Origin of the sequence: Bacteroides sp. AM37-9 (assembly GCF_003603455.1) — a bacterium.
GTDB lineage: Bacteria > Bacteroidota > Bacteroidia > Bacteroidales > Bacteroidaceae > Bacteroides > Bacteroides xylanisolvens.
The window spans coordinates 1-23,823 of record NZ_QTNF01000017.1 but is presented as its reverse complement, the minus strand read 5'-3'; the positions used below and the strand labels follow the sequence as shown (position 1 = coordinate 23,823).

32 protein-coding genes and 1 pseudogene are annotated in these 23,823 nt (G+C 39.4%); 26 read left to right on the top strand and 7 right to left on the bottom strand.

Annotated features, from left to right (window positions below; genetic code table 11):
* Positions 1 to 10: 10 nt before the first annotated feature.
* A complete protein-coding gene (locus DW862_RS26625; protein WP_255342287.1) occupies positions 11 to 133 on the bottom strand; it encodes a hypothetical protein in 123 nt (40 codons plus the stop codon).
* A gap of 48 nt (positions 134 to 181) precedes the next feature.
* Here DW862_RS26625 and DW862_RS13185 point away from each other — a divergent pair, with 48 nt between their 5' ends.
* The 16 genes from DW862_RS13185 (at position 182) to DW862_RS13110 (ending at position 12,356) form a co-directional block, all read left to right on the top strand.
* Positions 182 to 1,483 carry an ATP-dependent RecD-like DNA helicase gene (locus DW862_RS13185; protein WP_008647876.1) on the top strand — a complete coding sequence of 434 codons (1,302 nt, stop codon included), beginning with the start codon at positions 182 to 184 and terminating at the stop codon, positions 1,481 to 1,483.
* Between the two features lie 6 nt (positions 1,484 to 1,489).
* Complete coding sequence (locus DW862_RS13180; RefSeq protein WP_120068750.1) at positions 1,490 to 3,685, top strand: DNA polymerase III subunit alpha; 2,196 nt, start codon at positions 1,490 to 1,492, stop codon at positions 3,683 to 3,685.
* Positions 3,682 to 4,209: an ATP-binding cassette domain-containing protein gene (locus DW862_RS13175; RefSeq protein WP_008647879.1), complete on the top strand. Its 528-nt coding sequence runs from the start codon at positions 3,682 to 3,684 to the stop codon at positions 4,207 to 4,209. Before DW862_RS13180 ends, DW862_RS13175 begins: the two co-directional genes overlap by 4 nt.
* Before the next feature lies 1 nt (position 4,210).
* Positions 4,211 to 4,984 (top strand): PolC-type DNA polymerase III, encoded by a 774-nt coding sequence (locus DW862_RS13170; RefSeq protein ID WP_120068747.1) that lies wholly within the window; start codon positions 4,211 to 4,213, stop codon positions 4,982 to 4,984.
* A gap of 3 nt (positions 4,985 to 4,987) precedes the next feature.
* Entirely contained in the window at positions 4,988 to 5,269 is a 282-nt protein-coding gene (locus tag DW862_RS13165; RefSeq protein WP_120068743.1) for a hypothetical protein, read from the top strand.
* Positions 5,270 to 5,341: 72 nt separating this feature from the next.
* Entirely contained in the window at positions 5,342 to 5,827 is a 486-nt protein-coding gene (locus tag DW862_RS13160; RefSeq protein ID WP_008647884.1) for a hypothetical protein, read from the top strand.
* Positions 5,828 to 5,835: 8 nt separating this feature from the next.
* Entirely contained in the window at positions 5,836 to 6,039 is a 204-nt protein-coding gene (locus DW862_RS13155) for a hypothetical protein (protein ID WP_109115695.1), read from the top strand.
* Position 6,040: 1 nt separating this feature from the next.
* The gene (locus DW862_RS13150) at positions 6,041 to 6,721 is read left to right on the top strand and encodes a hypothetical protein (RefSeq protein WP_008768547.1); all 681 of its coding nucleotides are present in this window, start codon (positions 6,041 to 6,043) and stop codon (positions 6,719 to 6,721) included.
* Positions 6,722 to 6,725: 4 nt separating this feature from the next.
* Complete coding sequence (locus DW862_RS13145) at positions 6,726 to 7,154, top strand: DUF5675 family protein (protein WP_120068740.1); 429 nt, start codon at positions 6,726 to 6,728, stop codon at positions 7,152 to 7,154.
* On the top strand, positions 7,151 to 7,666 hold the full coding sequence (locus DW862_RS13140; protein WP_120068736.1) for a histidine kinase: 516 nt from the start codon (positions 7,151 to 7,153) through the stop codon (positions 7,664 to 7,666). The genes DW862_RS13145 and DW862_RS13140 overlap by 4 nt, the downstream gene beginning before the upstream one ends.
* A 49-nt stretch (positions 7,667 to 7,715) precedes the next feature.
* Positions 7,716 to 8,042: a hypothetical protein gene (locus tag DW862_RS13135; RefSeq protein ID WP_008768544.1), complete on the top strand. Its 327-nt coding sequence runs from the start codon at positions 7,716 to 7,718 to the stop codon at positions 8,040 to 8,042.
* 92 nt (positions 8,043 to 8,134) lie between these two features.
* Positions 8,135 to 9,712 (top strand): phage terminase large subunit, encoded by a 1,578-nt coding sequence (locus DW862_RS13130; RefSeq protein ID WP_008647899.1) that lies wholly within the window; start codon positions 8,135 to 8,137, stop codon positions 9,710 to 9,712.
* Between the two features lie 2 nt (positions 9,713 to 9,714).
* Positions 9,715 to 10,731, top strand: a complete 1,017-nt coding sequence (locus DW862_RS13125; protein ID WP_117615043.1) for a hypothetical protein — start codon at positions 9,715 to 9,717, stop codon at positions 10,729 to 10,731.
* Between the two features lie 110 nt (positions 10,732 to 10,841).
* Positions 10,842 to 11,051, top strand: a complete 210-nt coding sequence (locus tag DW862_RS13120) for a hypothetical protein (protein WP_133304323.1) — start codon at positions 10,842 to 10,844, stop codon at positions 11,049 to 11,051.
* A gap of 263 nt (positions 11,052 to 11,314) precedes the next feature.
* On the top strand, positions 11,315 to 11,863 hold the full coding sequence (locus DW862_RS13115) for a Panacea domain-containing protein (protein WP_008768542.1): 549 nt from the start codon (positions 11,315 to 11,317) through the stop codon (positions 11,861 to 11,863).
* Complete coding sequence (locus DW862_RS13110) at positions 11,841 to 12,356, top strand: hypothetical protein (protein ID WP_118496894.1); 516 nt, start codon at positions 11,841 to 11,843, stop codon at positions 12,354 to 12,356. Before DW862_RS13115 ends, DW862_RS13110 begins: the two co-directional genes overlap by 23 nt.
* A 13-nt stretch (positions 12,357 to 12,369) precedes the next feature.
* Here the strand turns inward: DW862_RS13110 and DW862_RS26750 are convergent, their stop codons facing one another.
* The 3 genes and pseudogenes from DW862_RS26750 to DW862_RS26360 form a co-directional block, all read right to left on the bottom strand.
* Entirely contained in the window at positions 12,370 to 12,528 is a 159-nt protein-coding gene (locus DW862_RS26750; RefSeq protein ID WP_118496896.1) for a helix-turn-helix domain-containing protein, read from the bottom strand.
* Positions 12,529 to 12,650: 122 nt separating this feature from the next.
* Positions 12,651 to 12,821, bottom strand: a complete 171-nt coding sequence (locus DW862_RS13100; protein ID WP_008647907.1) for a helix-turn-helix domain-containing protein — start codon at positions 12,819 to 12,821, stop codon at positions 12,651 to 12,653.
* Positions 12,818 to 12,997: pseudogene (locus tag DW862_RS26360) on the bottom strand (tyrosine-type recombinase/integrase); the annotation flags it as partial. The gene DW862_RS13100 and the pseudogene DW862_RS26360, both read right to left, overlap by 4 nt.
* 279 nt (positions 12,998 to 13,276) lie before the next feature.
* On the opposite strand from DW862_RS26360, the gene DW862_RS13090 reads away from it, so the two are divergent.
* From DW862_RS13090 to DW862_RS13080, 3 genes are read left to right on the top strand one after another with little or no spacing between them, the layout of a single operon-like run.
* Complete coding sequence (locus DW862_RS13090; RefSeq protein ID WP_120068730.1) at positions 13,277 to 14,506, top strand: site-specific integrase; 1,230 nt, start codon at positions 13,277 to 13,279, stop codon at positions 14,504 to 14,506.
* Between the two features lie 13 nt (positions 14,507 to 14,519).
* Positions 14,520 to 15,740, top strand: a complete 1,221-nt coding sequence (locus DW862_RS13085) for a site-specific integrase (RefSeq protein WP_120068726.1) — start codon at positions 14,520 to 14,522, stop codon at positions 15,738 to 15,740.
* Positions 15,741 to 15,761: 21 nt separating this feature from the next.
* The gene (locus DW862_RS13080) at positions 15,762 to 16,136 is read left to right on the top strand and encodes a hypothetical protein (protein ID WP_032588735.1); all 375 of its coding nucleotides are present in this window, start codon (positions 15,762 to 15,764) and stop codon (positions 16,134 to 16,136) included.
* Positions 16,137 to 16,147: 11 nt separating this feature from the next.
* Here DW862_RS13080 and DW862_RS13075 read toward each other — a convergent pair whose 3' ends face one another.
* The 3 genes from DW862_RS13075 to DW862_RS13065 all read right to left on the bottom strand — a co-directional run bounded on the left by DW862_RS13075 (position 16,148) and on the right by DW862_RS13065 (position 17,153).
* On the bottom strand, positions 16,148 to 16,393 hold the full coding sequence (locus DW862_RS13075) for a hypothetical protein (protein ID WP_120068723.1): 246 nt from the start codon (positions 16,391 to 16,393) through the stop codon (positions 16,148 to 16,150).
* Positions 16,394 to 16,482: 89 nt separating this feature from the next.
* Positions 16,483 to 16,788: a helix-turn-helix domain-containing protein gene (locus tag DW862_RS13070; protein ID WP_118171407.1), complete on the bottom strand. Its 306-nt coding sequence runs from the start codon at positions 16,786 to 16,788 to the stop codon at positions 16,483 to 16,485.
* A 53-nt stretch (positions 16,789 to 16,841) separates the two neighbouring features.
* Positions 16,842 to 17,153: a helix-turn-helix domain-containing protein gene (locus DW862_RS13065; RefSeq protein ID WP_022199349.1), complete on the bottom strand. Its 312-nt coding sequence runs from the start codon at positions 17,151 to 17,153 to the stop codon at positions 16,842 to 16,844.
* 415 nt (positions 17,154 to 17,568) lie between these two features.
* On the opposite strand from DW862_RS13065, the gene DW862_RS13060 reads away from it, so the two are divergent.
* The 7 genes from DW862_RS13060 (at position 17,569) to DW862_RS13030 (ending at position 23,812) form a co-directional block, all read left to right on the top strand.
* Entirely contained in the window at positions 17,569 to 18,054 is a 486-nt protein-coding gene (locus DW862_RS13060; protein WP_120068720.1) for a DUF3408 domain-containing protein, read from the top strand.
* A gap of 208 nt (positions 18,055 to 18,262) precedes the next feature.
* Positions 18,263 to 18,640, top strand: coding sequence for a plasmid mobilization relaxosome protein MobC (gene mobC / locus DW862_RS13055; protein WP_120068717.1), 378 nt, complete (start codon positions 18,263 to 18,265; stop codon positions 18,638 to 18,640).
* Complete coding sequence (locus tag DW862_RS13050; RefSeq protein ID WP_120068714.1) at positions 18,637 to 19,566, top strand: relaxase/mobilization nuclease domain-containing protein; 930 nt, start codon at positions 18,637 to 18,639, stop codon at positions 19,564 to 19,566. The genes mobC and DW862_RS13050 overlap by 4 nt, the downstream gene beginning before the upstream one ends.
* 2 nt (positions 19,567 to 19,568) lie before the next feature.
* Complete coding sequence (locus DW862_RS13045) at positions 19,569 to 20,237, top strand: hypothetical protein (RefSeq protein WP_120068711.1); 669 nt, start codon at positions 19,569 to 19,571, stop codon at positions 20,235 to 20,237.
* A gap of 3 nt (positions 20,238 to 20,240) precedes the next feature.
* A complete protein-coding gene (locus tag DW862_RS13040; RefSeq protein ID WP_120068708.1) occupies positions 20,241 to 21,437 on the top strand; it encodes a site-specific integrase in 1,197 nt (398 codons plus the stop codon).
* A gap of 412 nt (positions 21,438 to 21,849) precedes the next feature.
* The gene (locus DW862_RS13035) at positions 21,850 to 23,151 is read left to right on the top strand and encodes an ATP-binding domain-containing protein (RefSeq protein WP_120068705.1); all 1,302 of its coding nucleotides are present in this window, start codon (positions 21,850 to 21,852) and stop codon (positions 23,149 to 23,151) included.
* A gap of 4 nt (positions 23,152 to 23,155) precedes the next feature.
* A complete protein-coding gene (locus DW862_RS13030) occupies positions 23,156 to 23,812 on the top strand; it encodes a hypothetical protein (protein WP_243636486.1) in 657 nt (218 codons plus the stop codon).
* Positions 23,813 to 23,823 lie beyond the last annotated feature (11 nt).

Sequence of the window (23,823 nt, the reverse complement as noted above, 5' to 3'; positions counted from 1 at the left end):
GGGATGGGATTTAAATCCCAATGACAAGGTAGTTAATGCCATCCTCAAAAGATGTGAAGCCAATAATGGCGAGTGTCCATGCCACAATGACTCCAAAGACAAACGATGTCCGTGCAGCTCGTATAGAGAACATGATGTTTGTCATTGCAATTTATATGTAAAAATCGAAAAATAAAAAGGTATGGAAGATATGATTTTGACAGAAGAGATGCAAAAAATAATGAATCTCATTCAGGATGATGAGAATAATGTATTCGTAACAGGTAAAGCCGGTTCTGGAAAGACTACATTTCTAAAATATCTAATTGAAAAATCCGGGAAGAATTGCATTGTAGCTGCCCCAACAGGCATAGCAGCGATTAATGCAGGGGGCGTTACATTGCATAGTCTATTTGGCATTCCTTTTGGACCCATTACACCTTACGACCGACTGGAAAACAAATTTTCAGAATACAAAGTAGAACTATTGCTCAAAATGGAATTGCTGATTATTGATGAAATAAGCATGGTACGCCCAGATATTCTGGACACCATTGATCGCAAACTAAGGTGGGTTTACGAAAGCGATGAACCATTTGGCGGTGTACAAGTGATAATGTTTGGCGATCTTTTTCAATTGCCTCCAGTAACAAAGAAACAAGAAAGAGAAATATTGTCTGACTTTTATGATGGCTTTTTCTTTTTCAACGCCTTAGTTTTCAAACGCACAGGTTTCCACATTGTAGAGTTAACAAAAATATTCAGGCAAACAGAACCTGAATTTATTAATGTACTCAACAATATTCGTAATTACCAGGTAACATCCGATGAACTGGATTTATTAAGCGAATTGAAAGACCGCAAAATCAGTAGCAGTTATGATAACGAATACATCCATATTTGTACACACAAAGCTGATGTTGAGAAAATTAATGCCGACAAATTAGGGGAACAAGAGATACGAAACTATGATATAGTTATCAAGGATAAGTTCCCAGAATCATCTATACCATGTGATTTACATTTAAAACTTCGAGTTGGGGCAAGAGTTATGTCATTAGTTAACGACTCATTAAAGGGTTATTATAATGGTATGCTTGGAATTGTGACCGCATTAGAAGATAACGTAATTACAGTACGTATGGATAATGGCCGGACTATCAAATTTGAGCGTTATACATGGAGTAATACGCAATATACTTTAAAAGATAATGAGATTGTAAAAGAAGAAATTGGTTCATGTACTCAATTCCCATTAACATTGGCATGGGCCATTACCATTCATAAAAGCCAAGGACTTACATTCGATAAAATTATCATTCATGTATCACATACTTTTTGTCCTGGACAACTATATGTAGCCCTTAGCCGATGTAGAACGCTGGAAGGCATCGTTTCAGATGCTTTTATCACCAAACAAATGATTATCCCAGAATATGCTCTAATTGATTTTGAAAGGGCATACAAATCAGAAGGTAACTATTATGGTAAACGGTTAGATTAATTAAAAATGAAAGTCATATCAGTTAAATATAAAACATCTTCAACAGAGGTGAAAGCCATAGATTGTTTTGTGGACAGTGGTTATTTGCAAGGTCCTGGAGGTTCCCTTCCAGATGTGGATGTAGACTTCCAATCAGACCGTAGACAAGAGGTAAAAGAGTATATTGAACGCCGTTATAACCATGATGGTAAACAACGTGTGTTTTCTGCCGGAACCTTTACGACTTTAAAGTTGAAAGCAGTTCTTAAAGATGTAGCGCGTGTACATCGAGTACCGGTAAATATTGTAAATTATATCACAGCTATATTTGAAGATGACAATATGAGCTGGACAGACCTGTTTACAATGGCTGCTACTAATAAAAAGGTACATAGCTTCATAATGGAATACCCACAAGTAATTGAAGATATTCGTACTTTGATGGGGCAACCTCGTTCTTCATCAGTTCATGCCTCTGCCCTACTAGTAACCCCAGATTCAAAAGATGGAAAAGATTTGGAGTGCTTTGATTTTACCCCTATAAAGAAAATAGACGGTGTATTGATTTCCGAATTTGACGGTTATTCATTAGACGAACAGGGATTACTAAAAAATGATTGTCTTGGTATCAAGGAATTATCAAAACTACAAGCTGTCATCAATATATGTAATGATAAATATCATACCAATATTACTTTTCAAAATATCGTGCAAAGCGGACTAGATAATCCTAAAGTATATCAACTACTACAAAAGGGATATACCCAAAATATTTTCCAGTTTTCATCTAAAGGGATGACTAAGTTTCTGGTAAGTATGCAACCAGATAAAATTGAAGATTTAATCGCAGCCAATGCCTTATTTCGTCCAGCAACACTAGATTCTGGATCTACAGATAAATATGTAGACTGCAAATTGGGAGATGCAGATCCTGTATATCTATGGGGAACATACAATGCCATGAAGAATACTTATGGTGTGCTGTGTTACCAGGAACAGCTAGCACAAATTGCACGTGAAGTTGGAAAATTCAGTTTAGGTGAAGGTATTAAATTGGTAAAACTTATATCCAAGAAAAAAGTAGATAAGATTCTTGCCTTACGAGACAAGTTTATGGCCGGAGCTAATGAAAATGGTTGCCCAAAAGAAGATGCAGAAGCAATATGGCACATGTTTGAGGTAGCTGGTGGTTATCTTTTTAACAAAAGTCATGCAACCGCTTACGCTGTTACCGCCTATGCCGGAGCCTACCTCAAAGCCAATTACCCTACAGCTTTTTATACCATAGCTCTTCAATGGGCTAAAGATGATGAAATTCCTACATTAATGAGTGAGATGGAACTATGCAGTGAAGCAAAAATAGTTCCACCAGATATAAATGTAAGTGGCGGAACCTTTATTACAGACTATGAAACCAATAAAATTTTTTGGTCTCTTTCTCGTATTAAAATGTTGGGAGCTAAAGCTACAGAATGGATTATAAACGAACGAAATGTACGCGGAGAATTTAGTTCTATTGAAAACTTTATAGAACGAATATTCCGGTATAAATTAAAGCAGTACAAATATTGGGATGATCCAGACAACCCGAATGAAGTTACTAAATGCCCAGTTAATGCAAGACATGTCCGTCATTTAATATTATCCGGATGTTTTGACAAAGTAGAAAATGCCCAATCAGTCATAGAACGATATGCCATTTTAGAAAAAGCCGCAAAATGTTTAGGTTTTGAAATATCCGAAAAAGATATACCGGAAGATTTGAGAAACAAACATTATTTCTGGAGTCAACAGCAAATCGCAATTAGTGGCATTGGAGCTATCGACTATAAACGTATTTATGACAATTCAGAAGCAAAGCCCAAAATAAAAGGAAAAGCATCTTGGGCACTTTTAAAAAACATACAAGACCCCGATTATGATGGAAAACGCGTTGCTATTTGTGCTAACATTGTAGATATTGAGGAGAAAAAGTTTAAAGACAAGAAAACAGGTGAGAATCGAGTTTTCTGCAAACTTTTACTTCAACAAAACAATGATCTGGTAGAAATGGTCATCTGGAATGATGAATGGATGAATGTCCGGGCAACACTTTGTAAGGGTGGTTCTCTTAGCAGTGCAAAGAACAAAATGCTTATATGTTCCGCCCAAGTCAAGTACAGTGACTATACAGGTGGAAACAATCTTCAGTTATATAAATCTTCAATTATAGACATATTATGAAAATAAAAGCAAATATACCAATTATTATAACTATTGTCGGACCATCTGGAAGCGGTAAGACAACAATGGCAAACATCATGTCTGAAAACGGCATTCCAACAATAGTATCATATACAACACGTCCCATGAGGGAAGAAGAAACAAATGGAAAAGAACATTGGTTTGTAACTCCGGAAGACAAGCCCCAAATGTCTGAAATGATAGCTTATACACAATTCGGCGAACATGAATATTGGGCTACATTGCAACAGGCAAAGCAGAAGATATGTACATACGTAATTGATGAAAAAGGTCTGAAATATTTAAAAGAAAAATTTCCAAACTCATTTATTATATTTTCTGTATATATCGACAGAAGTATGGATGATCGTATAAATTGTGGAATCGACCAACAGCGATGTGAACGCGATTTGAATCGTATAGAGATACCTTTAAATGAATATGATTATGTTATTCATAATAATTATTCACTCGAAGAATTTAAACAAAAAGTTAAACAACTCACACTAAGTTTATTAAAATAATATGGCAACTCCTAATAACGAAAAGCCAATTATCGTGGCTTTTACCTTAGACTTTGAGACTGGCGGTTTGGACTGCCAAGATTGCGCATGTACCCAGATTGCAATCCATGCAGTACGTATAGATACTTTTGAAACAATTGACAGATATGTAAAATACATATCCCCATATAATAAACAGCCGGATAAAGGTGTGGCTAAACGTAAAGTATTGAAGAGTAAATTTGATAAAGACGATGAACAGCCCATGAAATATGAAGAAAAAGCCTTGACTTATTCTGCCATAACAATGGAGATGTTAGAATCTCTTGGTGTGGACATTAAGCAAGTTGCGGCAGAAGTTATTGATTTTATCCGTAGAAACATATTATCAAAAGGTCGCAACATAAAGCCCTTCTTAATTGGACAGAACATTGGATTTGATATAGGATTCATGCAACAGTTAATGGAATATGGAGGACAAATGAAAGAATTTGCCAAATTAATGAGAGGAGAAACAGATTTCTATGGGCACTTCCAGCCTTTATATATAGACACAATCGTTTTAGGACAATTGGCTTTGTCTCATTTAGATGGCATGACCAGTTATAAATTGGAAATCATGGCAGAAAAATTTGGTATTGAACTAGATGATGCCCATGATGCAGATGCTGATGTAACAGCAACGACCAATGTGGCTATGGTATGTTCCCAAAGGATGCGTAATGCTTCCGGCATAGATGATGGTAGTATGGTTATGACCAAAACAGAAAAATCACGTGTCCATTTCAAGATATAAAATATGATAACAGAAGAAGAAAAACAACAAGCGCAATCAATTGGACTGGAGCCAGAAGTAGTGTTCAACACTCTTTCAGACCGAAGAATCCTGGCTGTACAAACCGAAGATACCCATGAAACTATTATGGAAATTTCCGGATATGATTTACAAATAAATTTTAATCGGGACAAGTTACAGAACATTGCAGATATAGAAAGTATGCTAGATGGCCTCAAAGACCTATTCAGACGGGTTGTTATGCAAGATTTATTAGAAAGTAATGTTGAAAAAACAAACTCATAAAGCCTTTCCTAGCTATTCTTAGTAAACCAAGCCCAGTTGAACATATCGGCTGGGCTTTAATACAATTAAAGAATGGAACTAAAGAAACCAGAATCGTTGAATAAACAAGAAATTGATTTTTGTGAGCTGTTCATTTTCGGCTGTGACCCTTATGCTGGAAATGCTCGCAAATGCTACGAGGATATATTCTATGATTCCAGTCATACCTCTTTAAGAAAGGCAAAACAATTAATGGCGCGGGATGATGTACAAGAGTATATCAATCAGTTGCGAGCTATCGCAAATTATGAAACAGCCGATCTAAAAGCTCGTCTAACAGAAAAACTATTGCATATTATAGACGAAACTTCTACAGCAAAATATACAGATCGAAGAGGCACAGAGCTATCACCAGCTCCATTACGTTCTGTAGCTGTGCAAGCATCAAAAGCTTTAATGGAAATGTATCCAGTAAAGGTAGCACAAGAAAGTAAAGTTGAATTGAAAGGTAACGGTGACTCTGGTATTGTTTTCAATGTCATTGTTCCTCAATCTAATAATGATAATAATGTTGAATAAAAGAACAAATGGTAGGACGAAAAATTACAATCATTGCCTCCCCTTTATTGAAAGAATGGAAATTGAAAAAGTTAATTGGAAGGGACGGGGTTATTATTAAAGAGAATCAAACTCAAAAAACAAAAGGTGTATGGGTACGCTTAAATGAACCATTTGCAAATGAACTAGAATGGTTTATCCCAATCCAATCAGTACAAATTACTTCACATTAATATGGAACAGTTGGATAAAGGCATCGGATGGCTTCAAAAATTGCTTAACCTACAAAAGAGATATGGCTTTTTCAGCATTATAAAAGGACTATTTCTGTTGTTTTTAAGCGGTTACATCATATTTTTCGCATTAAATCCAAAGTATCTTTTGGATCGCATGTCCGAAATAACAACTGCCCAACACGACCATCTAGTAAATACAAGGTTATCGGCGGATTCCAATATTCGCCATATTTTATCTAAAATGATATTTACCACTAATGCTGACCGGGCATGGTTAATAGAATTTCATAATGGAAGTAAAAATCTGACAACAGGATTACCATTCCTTTTCGGTTCTATGCGAATTGAAGAAGTTAGGGATAGTATATCGAATGTTGACGAAGACTATGCGGATTTTAGCTTATCAAAATACAAACTTGTGGCAAAAGTATTGGACGATGGGTATTTTTATGGTGGGTTGGACGACATTCAAAAAATAGACCAACGCTTGTATTACAAATTTCAAGCCAACGACATTAGCGAAATAGCCTTATTAACATTGTATGATGGAGAAAAGCCCGCCGGGATTATTGGCCTATCGTTTTGTAACGGTAAAAAGATGGACAAACAACTGGTTGGAAAACATATCAGAAGCAGTGGCATAAAAGTAGCCACATTACTATCACAAATAAAAGATTAAGACTATGGAATTAAGATTAGAACGTCTATGGCCAAAAGAGACTTATACTATTGGCAGACTATATATCAATAATGAATTCTTCTGTAATACCCTAGAAGACAGGATAGTTGATAAAAATAAAAACGGAATATTCGATAATGGAGAGAAAAAGGTTTATGGAGAGTCAGCAATTCCGTATGGTACCTATAATATAATCTATAACTGGTCTCCCAAATTCGGTCGTAATCTTCCAAGATTATTAAATGTTCCCCATTTTGAAGGTATTCTCATACATAGTGGCAACACCGCCGCAGACAGTGCCGGTTGCATTTTAGTAGGGAAAAATTCAACTGTAGGCCGATTATCTGAATCAAGATATACTTCCGATTGCCTTAACAAAAAGATTGAAGAGGCACAAAAAAGAGGGGAACCCATTACTATCAGCATTGTATGAAACCAATTACTATCATAAGTTGTATTCTTTGTATTCTGTTGCTTGATTCATGCGCTGCTTCTAAAAATATGGAGAAGCAACAACAGATAGATTACTCCAGTGAATTGCAACAACTTCGTAATTCACTGGACTCTCTTCACATAGATATTGACAAACAATCTAAAGTAACAGCAGATAAATTGAGTAATTTAAAGTTAGAAAATAAAACAGTGTATCTGTCGATGCCAGACTCTACTGGAAAACAATATCCAATAAAGCAAAGTACAACTAATATAAACAAACAAGATACCGAGCATACAGAATCAGCTGAAACATTATCAATATCCATTTCACAAATATCATCCAAGCTAGACTCTCTATACCAAAGGGTTAATGAACTTTGCAAATCATCAGGAAAGACTATAGAATTAAGTTGGTGGGATTTACATAAAGATAAAATTTATCTATCGGCAATAATTACAATGCTAATAACAATATTTCTTGTTAAAATCAAAAAATCATATCATTTATAACAACCACCTCTATAGCAAAAGACTATTCTTGATAAAACATTAAGAAGTTATGGATTTACATATTAAAGATAGATTGCTTATTCCTTCTATTTTTCCAGAACGAGGAAATTTTATGGATTTTAATTTGAAAAAGTCTATCGCCCGGAAAATTGCTATTTCAGAGCAAGACAGAAAGGACTATGAAATAGTCGAAAAAAAGGAAGAAAAGCGAATTGAATGGAACGTTCAAAAAGACGCAGAAACCCCATTAGTAGTAGAATTTTCTAAAGAAGAACTGGATTATATGCGTAGGTCTTGTGAAGCTATTGCAGAACAACAAATGCCAGATGAAATGTGGGCTGTAGTTGAACGCATCTATAACGAAGCACAAAATTGATTTCTTACTTCTTTACTCACAATCATATCTTCCATACAAATGGGAATCTGTCTTACTGTACGGATTCCCATTTATTGTTTTAAATTAACAATATGGCTGTAGGATTAAAAGCACCAAACATAAAAATTGATTTCAAGCCATCTCCCAAACAATATGAATTATGGAAATTACTTCAACCCGACTATTGCCCTCATTGTGGAGGACATATATCACAAAAAATGGTCGGACATGATATTAAAGGAAACCCACAATATAAACCATATTGCACATCATGCGGCTCTGAGAATCTACCACAACTTATTTTAGGAGGCGGTGCAGCCGGAGGTGGAAAATCTTACTTAGGAAGTTGCTGGCTTGTTAGTAGCTGCATGAGATTTCCAGATATACGTGCCGTTGTAGCTCGTAAAACCTTAAAGAGTCTAAAAGGTTCTACTTGGAATACCATAAAGAAAGTGTGTAAGGAATGGGGGCTAAAAGAAGGGGTAAATTACAAAATAAACAATCTGGATGGGATATTGACATTTTGGAATGATTCAGTCATCATCATGCAAGAAATGGTTGACTTACCTTCAGACCCTAACTTTGAACGTTTCGGGTCTTCAGAATATACTATTGCATTCATAGATGAGGTATCAGAAATTTCAGAAAGAGCTATTGAAGTATTATTTTCTCGTCTTCGTTGGCGCACAGCAGAAACATTTAAGACTGCCAGAATGATGATGTCAACCAACCCTTGTATTAATTGGGTACGTTCGCGTTTTGTACAAGACGATGAAGGAAATCCTGTATTATGCAAAGAAGGTGAAGCATACGTTCCATTCTCTGTTTTTGATAATCCGGATATTCAGTTTGTACAGACCTATGTCGCTGCCTTAAACAAAATTACAGATCGAGCAACACGAGAAAGGCTTTTATATGGAAACTGGGATTTTGTTGACTCAAATCTTATGGCTGCATATTGGAATTTTGATGGCGAAAAACATCTTATTGAACGGTTACGGGAAAAAGTTTATGATCCGATGAAACCAATCATATCAGGATGGGACTTTAATGTCGCTCCATATATGAGTGAGATGGAGTTGCAGATTAATTATGAGAAGAAAGAAATATATCTGCTGGAAGAAAATTTAGGTAAACCAGAGAACAAAGAAAACAATACCCCAAAATTATCTCAAAAAATAAGGGACAAACACCTCCAGAATCAGCATATAGGTGGAATAATTATAACAGGAGACCCAGCAGGATTAGCACGTAGCACGCAAACAGAAGAAGGTGTCAACAACTATACTATTATAGTGGACAATATGAAAAATAATGTGCTAAGGCCACGTATAAAATTGCTTCAGAAGCAGCCGCCACAAAGTACCAGGTTGGAGTTTGTCAATGCAATATTAAACGGGTTTGACGGTTGGAAATTCATGGCAGACCTACGGTGTCGTAAATTTACTGAAGATATGATATACCAGCAGAAGAACTCTGACGGCACCAAATCCAAGAAAAAAGTATTAAACCCCAAAACGGGTGGAAAAGAAGAAAAATACGGGCACTTATCGGACATCTTGGATTATGTATTGGTATTGTTTCTCTGCGACTCATGGAGACGGTTCCAAAATCAAAAGACAACAATTGAAACATATACAGCACCAGTCTATAACACTTTTGAATATTAATTATGTATAGAAGGTTTTTAAACAAAAACGATTATCTGGGTATCATTACGGAGGATGCTTTATCGCAGCTTACCCGTGGGAAAGATATTTGTTTTGTGCAGGCAGAACAAGCCGCTGAAGCATCTATTATGGATTACCTTACTGAAAATTACGAAATTGAACGCGAACTAAATCGAGGTAAATTCATCTTTGAATATGATCGAAGAATCAGTTATCCTATAGGATGTCATTTTTACCTTGACGGAGAAATATGCGAGGTAATTCAAGCTATCAATGGCTACAAAGCTCCTTGTCCTATATCTTATTGGCACGAAACAGAAGAGATACTTGACTTGGAAAAAATAGAACAATACAGCCAGATGAAAAACTATCGTCCCGGAGATGTGATAAAGTTCTTAGGACGGGCATATATATGTGACCTCGCCAATGGCATAGACTTCAACGATATTCGTATTCCGGAAGTTAATGCCTGGGAAATGGTTGATACATACAAGTGGGACACCGTTCCATACAATGAATGGGAAGTTGTAGAATATGAAGGCAAATTCTTCACCTTGCTAACAATGGATAATTATGACTGTCTGGTCAATCCGATGGAGTCTGACTGCTGGGGGATGATTGGAGAATATGACCCTTCACTCAATTCTTATGAGTTGTCAGAACACGAATATGTAGAATATAAAGGAAAAATTTATTATCCTATAATCAATCCCAATGCTGATGTACCGGAACTGGAAAGGAATATCAGATACCATGACCCAAGAAACTATAACTTGAAACGTCACATGGTTCAACTGTCATTATACGAGTTGCACAAACTGATTTCTCCTAACAATATCAGTACTGTACGAATAGATGACTACGACCATTCTATGCAATGGCTAAAAGACGCTTCCAGGCTAAAATTAAATCCTCAAATTCCGAGAAAAATTGATAACAAGAAAGAGCCTCTTACAGACTGGCAGATGGCAACCTTTCAAACATCTTATGACCCATATCAAAACCCTTGGCATGTATGAAACGGTTTTAATATGACAACAGAATCTCAAAATTAAAAATTAACCTCAAAAATTACATGGATCTTCTAAAAAGAATTAGGCAGAAAATAGATGAATTCTGCTTTAACCACATGAGAATGGACGGTGCCCAGCATCTGATTGCCGGCATCTTGATTTATGATGTACTCAAATACCTTATACCTGTTTGGAGTGCCATACTAATCACTCTGATTATACTTGTCGCCAAAGAAGTTGTTTTAGACAAATGGATAAGGAAAGGAGTAGCTGATTGGCATGATATAATCTGGGGAGCCATAGGACTTCTGTTAGGAGTGCTGTAAGTACTACTCTTAGACTAAATGATACGGTGGGTAATAGTGATATTGCTCACCGTATTCTTGTTAATGATGCTGTAGATACTGAACTTACTTCTATTAATTGTGTTAAAAGTAGTGCTGATAAAGATAATTTTAATGATGCTGAAAGAAAAAGTAAAACTAATGTTGTATCTTTGCACAATTAAATAAATAATGAACAATATCATAATGCTAAATAAATCCTATTTAAGTATCACAGATACAGGATTTTATTAAATTAGAAAATTATGAACAACTCTAAAATTGGAAATTTATTAGCTTACATTTCATCTAAAATTGAAGATATTAATCTTAGAAAACTAATAAAATTAGTCTTCTTAATAGATGAAGAGTCAGTGCGTTCACGAGGTATATCTGTTACTTGGCTAACATACTATGCTTGGGAGAAAGGACCTGTAGCCCCTTGTATTTATGAGATTAAGGATAGAGGAGGAATTTTCTCTAAATACATTAGTGTTCACAGAAACAGAGAAGAAAAAGTAATTATTACCCCATTTGTAGATAAAAACGAAAGTTCAATTCAATTTAGTAAGAAAGAATTGAGACTTATAGATTCTATTATTGACAAATACGGACAATTATCTGCTGATGACTTATCAGAGATAACACATAAACCTGGAGGATTATGGGATATTGCCAAAAAGAAATATAATCCTAATTTTAAATCTTCCAATGGGCGTTCTGATATAAAATTAAATTTAAAGGATTTAATAGAGGGAGATGAAGAAAAGATAAGCGTTTACAATGACGCTTATGAAATTGCTATTATGTGTTAATGTAATAAAGATGTTATCACCAAGAAATGTAGTTTACGGCTTTAGTAAAATCACAAACCCTCCAAAGGAAAAGTATTTAATATCTTTATATAGAAGCAAAGAATTAAGTGTAGTGGCATGTTTTACTACATCACAAGATCGTGCAGGAGTACCGTTGGAGCAGGTAACACATGGAGCGATTAAAAACAAAGAAAAAGAAATTATTTCTTATGTATTCTTGACCAGTGTGTGTGTAGGAGTAGCACCAGATGGCAGTGATTATCATTTCCCGGTTCAAACGGTTGTTCGATTTGACTATTGCTTTAAAGACGGGGAGCAAACAGACCTTTTATCAAGCTTCAACTCTCCTAAAGTAGTTTGTAAATTGAATGATGCTGAATATGAGAATCTAATATATGCAATGTATAAGAGTGATGATACACCCGAAAAATATAAACCTCATTTTGAGAAGGTTTTATTTGATTTGGGAGAAAAGAAAAAGGCTACTTCATAGTAGCCTTTCTTTTTTATCTTCTTTTCATCTGTACAAAATCAATTAAGTCTTGTTCATTAATCAGTATTTTCTCGGTAGGCTTAGTATATGGGATTCTCCCATCTGCCAAATACCTCTGAACGGCCCTGTAAGACGAGCGTAGATATTCCGCAGCTTTAATATTGAAATGCATATTTTATAATAAACCCCGGTCACTTAGGGTGAATACCATGTGTCAAAACAGTAATCTGGGCTTTTACCTATTTTGGTAAGTCATAAATGACACACAGTGCAAAGTAACCGAGGCATATATTTTTATCTATTCGTCATATTGACGAAGTTCATCAAGTCTTGCTCCTTTATCAATACTCTACCGGCTGGCTTGGTGTACGGTATTCTTCCTTCAGCCAAGTATCGTTGAGCTGTTCTGTAAGATATACGAAGAAAATCAGCTGCTTCTCTTACAGTGACAAGTTTCATCTTCATACAATATTGTTAAGTCGTTCAAACTCTTTGTCTACTTCAGCCTGGTATATATGCGCATATAGCTGCGTGGTCTGGATATTCGTATGTCCAAGCATTTTGCTAATAACCTCAATCCTCACCCCATTGGCTAATGCAACAGTAGTGGCAAAGGTGTGCCGGGCGACGTGGAAAGTGATAGGCTACGCAAGGAAAAGCAGAGATAAGAAGATTAAACGTAAACCGTTTGAAATGAGTAGGGTTTCAGTATTTTGCCAAATTGAGAAAATGCAAATGATAACGTAATATTGAGGTTGTTCAGTTACCAGACCGTTAGCCGGGCAGTTACTGGAACGGGAACAGGTAACGGAATGCAATGAAAAGAAATCCTCACCGTTTTCTTTGCACTCGTACTCTACATTTTGCTTATCAAGGAACGCTTATATGGCAAGTAACTTTGCACCTAAAAATATAAGCGTATGAAAGTAGAAAAATTCAAGGTGCTGCTCTACCTCAAAAAGAGCGGACTGGGCAAGTCGGGCAAAGCCCCGATAATGGGAAGAATTACAGTGAACCGCACGATGGCACAGTTCGGATGCAAGTTGTCCTGCACTCCCGAATTGTGGAATCCCCGTGAAAGCCGTCTGAACGGAAAGAGCCGCGAGGCGGTGGAGACTAATGCCAAGATTGACAAGTTGCTACTGGCGTTAAACATGGCATTCGACAATCTTGTGGAACGCAAAATTGATTTCGATGCCACCGATGTGAAAGACCTTTTTCAAGGCAGCATGGAAACGCAGATGACCCTTATGAAAATGACCGATGTTGTCTGTGATGACATCAAGGCACGTATCGGTATTGACCGTGCCAAAAGTACTTATCCCGGCTATCACTATATGCGGCTGGCTCTCGGAGAGTTCATCAAGCATCAGTACAAGGTCAAGGATTTGGCTTTCGGGCAACTGACGGAACAGTTCATCCACGACTATCAGACATTTGTCACGGAAGATAAAGGACAGGCAATCGATACTGCCAGACATTATCTTGCCATACTTAAGAAGATTTGCCGTATAGCTTATAAAGAGGGACATGCCGATAAAATCCACTTCCAACATTTCACCCTGCCGAGGAAAACGGAAACGACTCCACGGGCATTGAGCCGTGAATCGTTTGAGAAAATCCGTGACGTGGAAATACCTGCATACCGCAAATCCCATATGCTGGCAAGGGATATGTTTCTCTTCGGATGTTATACAGGTGTATCTTATGCGGATGTCGTTTCGATTACCCATGCTAATTTGCAGACAGACGGGGAAGGGGCATTATGGTTGAAATACCGCAGAAAGAAAAACGAACTCCGTGCTAGTGTAAAACTATTGCCCGAAGCAATTGCGCTTATCAATAAGTATAGCAGTGAGGACAGAGAAACCTTGTTTCCTTTACTTCGCTGGCCCAATCTTAGAAGGCACATGAAAGCGTTGGCGGCACTGGCAGGCATCAAGGATGACCTGTGCTACCATCAGGCGAGGCATAGTTTCGCCTCGCTGATTACGCTCGAAGCTGGTGTGCCGATTGAGACCATCAGTAGGATGTTGGGGCATTCCGATATTTCCACCACTCAGGTGTACGCCCGTGTCAGTCAGAAAAAACTCTTTGAGGACATGGACAGGTTCATCAAAGCTACCGAGGATTTCAAACTTACCCTTTAATACAGCAAACGATATGCGAAGTACATTTTCACTGTTACCCTATATCAACCGCAGCAAGGTAAAGGCTGACGGTACGACCGCCGTTCTCTGCCGCATAACCATTGACGGGAAACAGACGGTCATAAGCACAAGTATCTATTGCCGTCCCGAAGATTGGAATGGCAAGAAGAACGAGATAAAGTCCATAAGGGAAAACAACCGCTTGCAGGAATATCTCCGGATCATTTCAGAAGCATACGAGGAAATACTGAAATCGCAAGGTGTAGTCAGTGCAGAGATGTTGAAGAGCTACATCACCCAAAACAACATTCATCCGACTACCCTCCTGCAAATGGGAGAATGGGAACGGGAGCGGTTAAAAAAACACTCCGAGGAAATAGATTCAACCTCCTCCTATCGAAGTTCAATGTATTACCAGAAGTACCTGACAGACTATATTGTGTCATCGGGTAAAAAGGACATCTATTTTGAAGAAGTTACAGAGGACTTCGGCAAATCTTATAAGGCATATCTGAAAAGATGCAAGAACTTCGGGGCATCTCAGACCAACCATTGTCTGCGATGGTTGAACCGCCTGTTGTATCTGGCGGTCGATAAGGAGATAATCCGAGTGAATCCCTGCGAGGAGTTGGAATATGAAACCAAACCGGAGGCAAAGCACAGATACATCAGCCGCGATGAGTTCAAGAAGATACTTTCCACCCCGATGTATGACAACAGGCTGGAGTTGGCGAGACGGGCTTTCATATTCTCCTGCCTGACAGGATTGGCGTATGTGGATATACAGTTGTTGCATCCCCACCACATCGGGATGAATGCGGAGGGCAGACGGTATATCCGTATCAACCGCAAGAAGACAAAGGTGGAAGCGTTCATACCCCTGCATCCCATAGCGGAACAGATATTGTCGCTGTACAACACGGTCAATGACGAACAGCCCGTATTTCCGCTTCCTAACCGTGACGCCTTGTGGTTTGAAATTCATGAGTTAGGTGTAATCATAGGCAAAGAGGATAACTTGTCCTACCACCAAAGCCGACATAGTTTCGGAACTTTCCTTATTTCAGCGGATATACCGATAGAGAGTATCGCCAAGATGATGGGGCACTCCAATATTCGGACGACACAGGGATATGCACGTATAACCGATGACAAAATCTCAAAGGATATGGACAAACTGATGGAACGCCGGAAGAAACAATCTACCGGCGAAAAGACAAACAAAAGTAACTAAACAATGTCAATGCAATATATTATGGATAGAGGTATAATCACAATCAGTGAAGCGGGTATGGTCACTATTCCGACCGCACCCGTATGGATGACACAATTCGAAATCGCCGACCTGTTTGGAGTATTCTCTTGTGACATCCGTAAAGCGATTCATGCTATATATAGGAATAAGGAGTTAAACGAATGTGATACGATAAAATATATCAAGCAACCAGATGGTATCAGTTATGATGTTTATAATCTTGAAATGGTTATAGCCATTGCATTCAGGATATGCAGTAGAGAAAGTATCTTGTTCAGACGGTTTGTGATAAATGAAATCTACGCCACCAAGAAAGAGAACTCAATAACATTGTTTGTATCTTGTGGCAGAGGAAGCAACCTATGGTATAGTTGAGGTTCATCCCATCAGTCACCTGTTCCCGATGCTCGGATGCAAAGGTAGCGCATGGCACTGATGGCAGTGGCAAGGTCAGGCGGCAAAGCCGTTTCGGGCAGAATCTTCCTCCTGCGGAGCGTATTCAGCCCGAAAACCTTGCCTCTGCCGGCCATACGCTCGAAAGGCATCCGGCAACGGAAACAAGCGACTGACGGGAAATCAGAAGACAAAGAAAAGGAACGGCTAACAGACGAAGCGGAATCTTGATGCTTCATCCGTAAACCGTTCCTTTTTGTTTTTGCTGTCAAGTCCATTACTACCGCAAATTATAGAGCAGACGGCAAACTGCACTCTTTCAAGAAAATCAGATTGCCTTCTGTCGGTAGGCGGAGCGGTAGCCGTCAGTTAGCATCTTCTCTATGTCGGATTCACGGTAGAGGATTTTGCCACCTAATTGGATATAGGCTATCCGTCCTTCGTTGCGGTAGTCTTGAAGTGTTCTTCGACTTACCTTCAACTGTGCTGAAACCTCCTTGTCGGTAAAGAAACGTTCTCCGCCCAATGTCGGGCGGTAGTTGGCGGTCAGGCGCTCGTAGTTGTCCAGCAGACGGTCAAGGCTGCCCATGAAGTGGATTATCCACTCGTTGTCTTTGTTAATCAATTCGTTCATGTTACTTTGAATTTAGTGGGTATTGTTATTATACTTTATTTATTGCACTGAGATTATATCGTCCGTCCTTTGAATCTCGCTTCTTTTCGTCTATCCTCCACAACGGAAACGATACGCTGCACATCTTCGGGACGGTAATACGTCTTATGGTTTATTTGTGAGTAGGCAAGCGTACCGTTGTCCCGCAGAGTCTGTAACGTGCGAGGACTGATGTTCAGCATCCGGCACACGTCCTGATTGTCCATCCACTCACTTATTCTCTTTTCGCCGTGCCGTTGGCAGATTGCTTCCATACGGTGAACGAAGCGGTCGAACTTGGCGACCATCGCCTCAAAGGTCTTTCTTTCGATAGATACGATTTCCATATACATTCTTCTTTGCTGTTATTGTTTCTTTTGCCGCAAAGGAATATATAATCAGTTATCCGACAATGGATTTTCTAAAAGTGGAAGCATGTGGCACCGGTATGGCATAGGTTGTCCGGGGTACTATTTATCGTTATCATCTTAATTGGGGATTTTAGCAAGAATGCCAAGAACAAAATAAGGGCTTAATTCAAATTTACCCGTAAATACATCTTTGTTCTTCCTGTGATTCATATCCGGCAAATCGAAGAAGTCTGCACCATTGTTCATACCGCCATAAGGCAAAACTACACAAAATTGCCTAACAGAATCCAAGTCCTTGACTGCCTGAACTAAAGCCTCTTACTTTGCTCCCGACAAACGGTCAACTATGCGCATACAGACTAACAAGTATTCACTTTAACAAGAAACAACAATGAGCAAGAAATTCAAAAACATTGAGAACGATGAAGCGTTCAAGAACTTCAAGTTGGAAGACTATATGCCTTCCATGCCCAAACACGAACCGGAAGAGAGTTCTTCCGTAACAGAACAAGAACCTGTTGTGGAAGCGGGCAATCTCTTTCCTGTATTGGACGAGCCGGAAACAAGCGAGGGATCAGACAACGAGACAAAGAGAATAGAGGCGGATAACGTTAGCGTGGAACGGACAATCGCCAGACGTATCAGCAGCAAACAGCGCAGACTGTCATTGGACGAATACCGTGCCACCTTTCTGCGGGTACCCAAGATTGCCGACCGCAAGCCCGTGTTCGTCAGTGGGGAGGTCCGTGATAGGCTGGACGAAATCGTGCGCCGCCTCGGTGGACGTGGCATGAGTGTATCAGGGCTTATCGAGAACCTCGCCCGTCAGCACATGGAAGCCTACAGAGAAGACATCGAGCAATGGCGTAAATTGTAGGAATTAAGACGAGACTAACCGGGTACTTTTAGGGCATCTTTCAGAGTTGCTCTAAATCACTTGTAACGATGTTTGGAGGGGCAAGTTTATGTTTCGGGCAGACCGAAACCGCTTGCCCCGCTCCAAACCTCGCAGGGAAGGCACATCCCGTTGGTCTATTCTTCATGTAATCATTGCACTTAGTGAATACATTAAATTTTAGGATATTATGGACAACGAAAAGAGAAAGGACAACGGACGGGAACGAGCCAACAAGGGCGGTCGCCCCGTCAAGGGAGCTGCCGAGAAACTGAAATACCGTATCACGGTAAAGATGGCAACGGAGGACTACTACCTGTTGAAGTCCAAGGCGAAGTCGGCAGGAATTTCAGCCAGTGAATTTATCCGTGGTTGCATCACGAAAGGCGGAGTGAAAGAACGGCTCTCGAAAGAGCACGGCGACCTTATCCGCAAACTGTGCGGCATGGCGAACAACCTGAACCAGTTGGCGAGAAAAGCGAATGCGGAGGGCTACACTTCCGTGTTCATACCCTGTCGCACACTGGTGATAGAGATAGACAACCTTGTAAACCGGATACGCCTATGATAGCCAAAATCATGAAAGGCTCGGACTTCAAGGGTGTGGTTTACTACATTCTGAACGATGAAAAAGGTACTCAAATCATAGATGCGGACGGCTTATTTTTGGAAAATAACGACACGATAGCGCAGGGATTCACCGGTCAGGCACGGATGAATCCGAGGGTGACAAAGGCTGTCGGGCATATCGCATTGAGCTTCTCAAAGGAGGATGCGCCACGGCTGAACAATGCGGTCATGGCTCGGATAGCCCGTGAGTATATGGAGCGGATGGGCATCAAGGATACGCAATACATCATCGGGCGGCACTTCGACAAGGAGCATCCGCACGTGCATATAGCGTTCAACCGTATCGACAATAACGGCAAGACCATTTCCGACAGGAACGACCGCTTTCGCAGCGAGCGCATCTGCAAGGAGCTTATCAAAAAATACGGGCTTCACTTTGCCAATGGTAAGGAGCAAGTGAAGGTAGAGCGTTTGCGAGAGCCGGACAAGACGAGGTACGGGCTATATCAAATCTTGAAGGCGGAAGTCGGCAGATGCAAGGATTGGAACACCTTGCTTGAACGGTTGAAGCGGCAGGGCGTCGATGTGCAGTTCAAGTACAAGGGGCAGACAAACGAAATTCAAGGTATAGTCTTTACGATGAACGGCTACCGCTTCAACGGCTCGAAGATAGACCGCGCTTTCAGCTATTCCAAGATTGACGCGGCATTGAGCCGTAACAATTACGAGGAACGACAGATGCGACCGCAACCACATCCGCAATCTAATCGGGACGAGATAAGCCAAATTTCAGATAGTGGCGGCAATCTTATCGAGGGGTCTTTAGGCTTGTTTTCTCCAAGCAATCAACCGGAGGAACAGCAGCCTTATGATCCTTATTTGAGAAACAAGAAAAAGAAGAAACAACGTAAAATCAATTGGTAACTATGGCAGACAATAACAATGTATTCATCCTCTTTGAGGAAATCAAGACAACCTTAAATGGCATCAAAAGTAAATTGGAAGAGTTGCCCGACGTGGCAGACCGACAGCCTCAAATCGGGAATGACAAGCCGGATTTATCCCCGATTAAGGAGGCTGTTGTGGAAACGACAAAGGCTCAATCCGAAGAGATTAAGGACTTGTTGGCAAGGCAATGGGAGGCTTATGCACAGGTGACAACCGTGATTTTGAAGCGAATCGGTTTCCTTGAAGAACAGTTTAAAGTACCGGATGTTCAACAGCAACTGCCCCGACAGGATCATATCCACAGGCACAGCTTCGACATCAAATCGAGCAAGGTCTTTTCTTTCGTTGTGGGGATTGGTGTGATATGCGCCTTGTCCCTGTGGGGCAACATCGGACAATGGCAGTCCAAACGTCAGTATGCCGATGATGCGCTGAAGTTCCGTGCCATCCGCTCTTGGGGCGGATGCAATGCCAATGATGTGCTTTGGCTGAACAAGGTGTTCGACATCCGCCGGGACGAAAAAGCCATCGAGTGGGTACGGAAACAGGCGGACGGATATGGCACGACTTTGAAAGCCGTTTCCGACAGCATCATGCAGGAAGACATGAAAGGCAAATCTCCGACCGATAACCTTAAATCCGATTGATATATGGCATCGGTAAAGGTCAAGTTCCGCCCTTCGACTGTCGTAGACAAGGAAGGGACAATATACTACCAAGTCATCCATAACCGAGTAATCCGTCAGATAAAGACGGATTACCGGGTGTTCAGGGAGGAATGGAATGAGAAAAGCGGTGTAGTAATTCTTTCTGCCAATGGAAGAACAGATATTCTACGTTCGATAAAGGAACGTATCGGATGGGATTTGAAGAGGCTGAAAGCCATCATTGGAAGAATGGAAAACAGCGGTAATGTTTTCACGGCAGATAGTATTGTGGAGGAATATCAAGAGGCCACAAGGGAACAATCCTTCTTCCGGTTCATGGAGGGTGTCATTGTTCGTCTGAAACTGCTTAACAAGGAACGGACAGCGGAGAATTATGCAGCCACGCTAAAAAGCTTCATGCGCTTCCGGGAAGATAGCGATGTCCTGTTGGACGAATTTAGCTCCGACCTTATGATGGAATATGAGGCTTACATGAAGGCGCAGGATATAACCATGAACACAGTCTCATTCTATATGCGCATACTCCGTGCGGTGTATAATCGTGCCGTGGAGAAAGGACTGACGGAACAGCGCAATCCATTCCGGCACGTCTATACAGGCATAGACAAGACCGTGAAACGTGCCATTCCACTGAAAGCCATTAAACAGATTAAGGAATTGGACTTGTCCATGAATCCGTCATTGGAGTTTGCAAGGGATATGTTCCTCTTCTCGTTCTATACACGTGGAATGTCGTTCATTGACATGGCCTACTTGAAAAAGAAAGACTTACAGAATGGAATCCTTTCTTACCGCAGACGCAAGACGGGGCAACAGCTTTTCATCAGGTGGGAGAAGTGTATGCAGGAAATAGTCGACAAATACCAGAGAAATGGGACTGATTACCTGCTGCCTATAATCAATAAGGTGGGTAATGAGCAGCGACAATACCGTAATGCACTACGCCTCGTCAATAACAAGCTAAAAGAAATAGCAATAATCGTAGGATTGCAAGTGAATCTCACTATGTATGTCAGCCGCCATTCTTGGGCAAGCATAGCAAAGAACAAGAATGTACCGCTTTCCGTCATCAGCGAGGGAATGGGACATGATTCCGAGGCGACTACTCAAATCTATCTGGCATCATTGGACAATTCTTTGGTGGACAAGGCGAACGAGATGATATTGAAAAATCTGTAGGAGTGTGTTTAGCAAAATAGGTTATCTCTTCGTAAGAGAGGGATTTGTCGGTGTAAAAATACTCAAAATAGCGCAAATCAAAGAATGTATCGGGGAGAAAATCAACTTTTTATATCAAAAAACATAGAAAGAACATAGAAATGTTTAGCAAAAAGATAACTATCATGATTTGAAGTGTTGATTTTTAGTACGTTTCTATCCTAATCCCTCTCTTACGAAGAGAGGGAGAAAAATTCGACGTAAAAGATAAGAAATGGAAAAGAAAAGTCTTTATATTGTCATAGGAATAGTTATGAGCATTGTGTTATGCGCATTGAGTGGATGTGGATATGATAGAATTGGAACTTCTTCTGAAAAAAGTAAGATCCGTCCAATTCTCGTTATAGCCTTTCTCTAATAAATCGGTTAAGTTATGAGATTAGAAAAGTGGTTTATTTCAAACTTGGATGATTCGCAAAGAAAAATCATCATACAAAGTATAACCGATGATATAATAGTACAAGGAGCGGCTGGTAGTGGAAAAACGAATCTCGCCATCCATCGTGCTCTACAGGCAAAAAATAAAGGAAGTTATGCTATTGTCATTTTTACCGTGGCCTTGAAGAGAATGATAGCATATGGTATGCAGGCACTTGGTTTAGACAAGGAACGTATAGCATATGAATGGGCTTGGACTCACCGCGGTTTCGATTTGACTGGAGATGTGTATTGGGAGAAAGGAAATAGAAATACGCTCTATTTGGTAAATGATTTAAGCGTCAGAAAATTTGAACGCACAGAAAAGGACAAGACTACCTATGGAATTGACTTCGCAGATTGGGTTGATTATAAGTTCTACTCTGCCTTTGGACGAAGAGTTAGTTGGTTTAGAGAAATTCCATACACATCAGGCTTTAGCGTGACAAATACAGAAAAATTTGAACTGATTCCAAGTGGAACCATGTACAAACAATCTGAAGACCGTATTGATTATCTCATCATCGATGAAGCGCAAGATTTCAACGTATCAGACTATCAATCAAGAATGATAGCCCATAGAGGAAAAAGCCTTTCCTTGTTTGGGGATTCTGTACAACAAATGAACTTCAATGGTAGTTCCATTGATGAAATTGCTAAAACTTTGGGATATAAACGTTTCTCGTTAGATTACAATTATCGTTTGCCAAAGACCATAGCAAAAGTAGCTCAGCAAATTCAAAGTGTCAAGGTGGATTTGATGACAAATAACATGAAAGATGGTGGTAATAGCGACTATCCTAATTATCCAAAACCCATTATCACGAAATACTCTTCCAAAGAGAAAGAGTTAGAAGGCATCTTAAATAGGATAAAAATGGAAGATTTGGACGATGTGGCAATCTTGGTTCCTGATGAGAGTGACGTGCGTGAAGTAAACGATTTTTTAACACAAAGAGGGATAAATACTCAGGTGCATTATCGAACTGGAAATGTCGTTCCTTTTAGGACAATCAACACTTTGGATTTTTCAAATAACGACCTACCATGTATTCTTACATACTATGCAGCAAAAGGGTCTGAATTCGACAATGTTTTTGTTCCATTTGCTAATGAGGCGAATACCTGTAAAAGGAATGCTTTCTATGTAGCATGTACTCGTTCTTCACGTAATCTTTATATTTCCTACACGGGCAAGAAAACATCATTTTTAAAAGATGTATCGAAGGAATATGTTGTTGAAATAGAAAATAATTAGAAATATGTTTTATTATATAGGCATAAATTCATGGAACTTACTGGAGTCGTTTGTTTCAGAAAGTATATCTCCATTCTCTTTCTATCAAGTAAGAGGATATGGCAACAATTTGAGCCGTTATATAGATGGAACAAATGAAAGAGTTAACTATCTTATCTTGTCAACAAAGGAAATAGAGGGTGATTACGTATTAAAAGTCAATGAGGAAATTTTGGACAAATCAAATATAACTCCAGTCAAGAAAAGTAAAACCCTATTTACATATAGTAAAACAATTTATTACAAAAAGGGTGCTGTCGCTTTTCTGTTCTCTTCGAATGATTTACTTGAATCTTTTGTTGCAGAATCACAAATATTGTTTGAGGTAAAATGTATAGAAAAATATAAATCTGAATTCGTGATAAATACAGGTAAAACAAAGAAGCCTTTGGTTACTGATAGAATTGCGAATTCCTTTTCTTTTCAGCGTCATGAATACATTGTCCAAGACAATGTTTATGATAGATTAAAGGGAATGATTGTTGCATACACCCATGCAATGGTATTTGCAGAGGACCCTCATGAGCAACGACTTTCATGCCAATTGCGAGATTTGAAAAATTCATTTGCAGGATTAAATAGGCACAGTTGCAAATATCCGTGGCTTATTTTTGTAGTATAGGTCTATATTTT

What these genes read in the sequence shown, in the direction of transcription:
- DW862_RS13125 (WP_117615043.1), top strand. Translation starts at nt 9,715, where the DNA reads ATGTATAGAAGGTTTTTAAACAAAAACGATTATCTGGGTATCATTACG.
- DW862_RS13100 (WP_008647907.1), bottom strand. Translation starts at nt 12,821, where the DNA reads ATGAAGATGAAACTTGTCACTGTAAGAGAAGCAGCTGATTTTCTTCGT.
- DW862_RS26750 (WP_118496896.1), bottom strand. Translation starts at nt 12,528, where the DNA reads ATGCATTTCAATATTAAAGCTGCGGAATATCTACGCTCGTCTTACAGG.
- DW862_RS13145 (WP_120068740.1), top strand. Translation starts at nt 6,726, where the DNA reads ATGGAATTAAGATTAGAACGTCTATGGCCAAAAGAGACTTATACTATT.
- mobC (WP_120068717.1), top strand. Translation starts at nt 18,263, where the DNA reads ATGGACAACGAAAAGAGAAAGGACAACGGACGGGAACGAGCCAACAAG.
- DW862_RS13110 (WP_118496894.1), top strand. Translation starts at nt 11,841, where the DNA reads ATGAAATTGCTATTATGTGTTAATGTAATAAAGATGTTATCACCAAGA.
- DW862_RS13085 (WP_120068726.1), top strand. Translation starts at nt 14,520, where the DNA reads ATGCGAAGTACATTTTCACTGTTACCCTATATCAACCGCAGCAAGGTA.
- DW862_RS13065 (WP_022199349.1), bottom strand. Translation starts at nt 17,153, where the DNA reads ATGGAAATCGTATCTATCGAAAGAAAGACCTTTGAGGCGATGGTCGCC.
- DW862_RS13030 (WP_243636486.1), top strand. Translation starts at nt 23,156, where the DNA reads ATGTTTTATTATATAGGCATAAATTCATGGAACTTACTGGAGTCGTTT.
- DW862_RS13130 (WP_008647899.1), top strand. Translation starts at nt 8,135, where the DNA reads ATGGCTGTAGGATTAAAAGCACCAAACATAAAAATTGATTTCAAGCCA.
- DW862_RS13080 (WP_032588735.1), top strand. Translation starts at nt 15,762, where the DNA reads ATGGATAGAGGTATAATCACAATCAGTGAAGCGGGTATGGTCACTATT.
- DW862_RS26625 (WP_255342287.1), bottom strand. Translation starts at nt 133, where the DNA reads ATGTTCTCTATACGAGCTGCACGGACATCGTTTGTCTTTGGAGTCATT.
- DW862_RS13120 (WP_133304323.1), top strand. Translation starts at nt 10,842, where the DNA reads ATGAGAATGGACGGTGCCCAGCATCTGATTGCCGGCATCTTGATTTAT.
- DW862_RS13185 (WP_008647876.1), top strand. Translation starts at nt 182, where the DNA reads ATGGAAGATATGATTTTGACAGAAGAGATGCAAAAAATAATGAATCTC.
- DW862_RS13075 (WP_120068723.1), bottom strand. Translation starts at nt 16,393, where the DNA reads ATGAAGCATCAAGATTCCGCTTCGTCTGTTAGCCGTTCCTTTTCTTTG.
- DW862_RS13050 (WP_120068714.1), top strand. Translation starts at nt 18,637, where the DNA reads ATGATAGCCAAAATCATGAAAGGCTCGGACTTCAAGGGTGTGGTTTAC.
- DW862_RS13165 (WP_120068743.1), top strand. Translation starts at nt 4,988, where the DNA reads ATGATAACAGAAGAAGAAAAACAACAAGCGCAATCAATTGGACTGGAG.
- DW862_RS13090 (WP_120068730.1), top strand. Translation starts at nt 13,277, where the DNA reads ATGAAAGTAGAAAAATTCAAGGTGCTGCTCTACCTCAAAAAGAGCGGA.
- DW862_RS13180 (WP_120068750.1), top strand. Translation starts at nt 1,490, where the DNA reads ATGAAAGTCATATCAGTTAAATATAAAACATCTTCAACAGAGGTGAAA.
- DW862_RS13035 (WP_120068705.1), top strand. Translation starts at nt 21,850, where the DNA reads ATGAGATTAGAAAAGTGGTTTATTTCAAACTTGGATGATTCGCAAAGA.
- DW862_RS13150 (WP_008768547.1), top strand. Translation starts at nt 6,041, where the DNA reads ATGGAACAGTTGGATAAAGGCATCGGATGGCTTCAAAAATTGCTTAAC.
- DW862_RS13045 (WP_120068711.1), top strand. Translation starts at nt 19,569, where the DNA reads ATGGCAGACAATAACAATGTATTCATCCTCTTTGAGGAAATCAAGACA.
- DW862_RS13155 (WP_109115695.1), top strand. Translation starts at nt 5,836, where the DNA reads ATGGTAGGACGAAAAATTACAATCATTGCCTCCCCTTTATTGAAAGAA.
- DW862_RS13060 (WP_120068720.1), top strand. Translation starts at nt 17,569, where the DNA reads ATGAGCAAGAAATTCAAAAACATTGAGAACGATGAAGCGTTCAAGAAC.
- DW862_RS13160 (WP_008647884.1), top strand. Translation starts at nt 5,342, where the DNA reads ATGGAACTAAAGAAACCAGAATCGTTGAATAAACAAGAAATTGATTTT.
- DW862_RS13115 (WP_008768542.1), top strand. Translation starts at nt 11,315, where the DNA reads ATGAACAACTCTAAAATTGGAAATTTATTAGCTTACATTTCATCTAAA.
- DW862_RS13170 (WP_120068747.1), top strand. Translation starts at nt 4,211, where the DNA reads ATGGCAACTCCTAATAACGAAAAGCCAATTATCGTGGCTTTTACCTTA.
- DW862_RS13040 (WP_120068708.1), top strand. Translation starts at nt 20,241, where the DNA reads ATGGCATCGGTAAAGGTCAAGTTCCGCCCTTCGACTGTCGTAGACAAG.
- DW862_RS13175 (WP_008647879.1), top strand. Translation starts at nt 3,682, where the DNA reads ATGAAAATAAAAGCAAATATACCAATTATTATAACTATTGTCGGACCA.
- DW862_RS13135 (WP_008768544.1), top strand. Translation starts at nt 7,716, where the DNA reads ATGGATTTACATATTAAAGATAGATTGCTTATTCCTTCTATTTTTCCA.
- DW862_RS13070 (WP_118171407.1), bottom strand. Translation starts at nt 16,788, where the DNA reads ATGAACGAATTGATTAACAAAGACAACGAGTGGATAATCCACTTCATG.
- DW862_RS13140 (WP_120068736.1), top strand. Translation starts at nt 7,151, where the DNA reads ATGAAACCAATTACTATCATAAGTTGTATTCTTTGTATTCTGTTGCTT.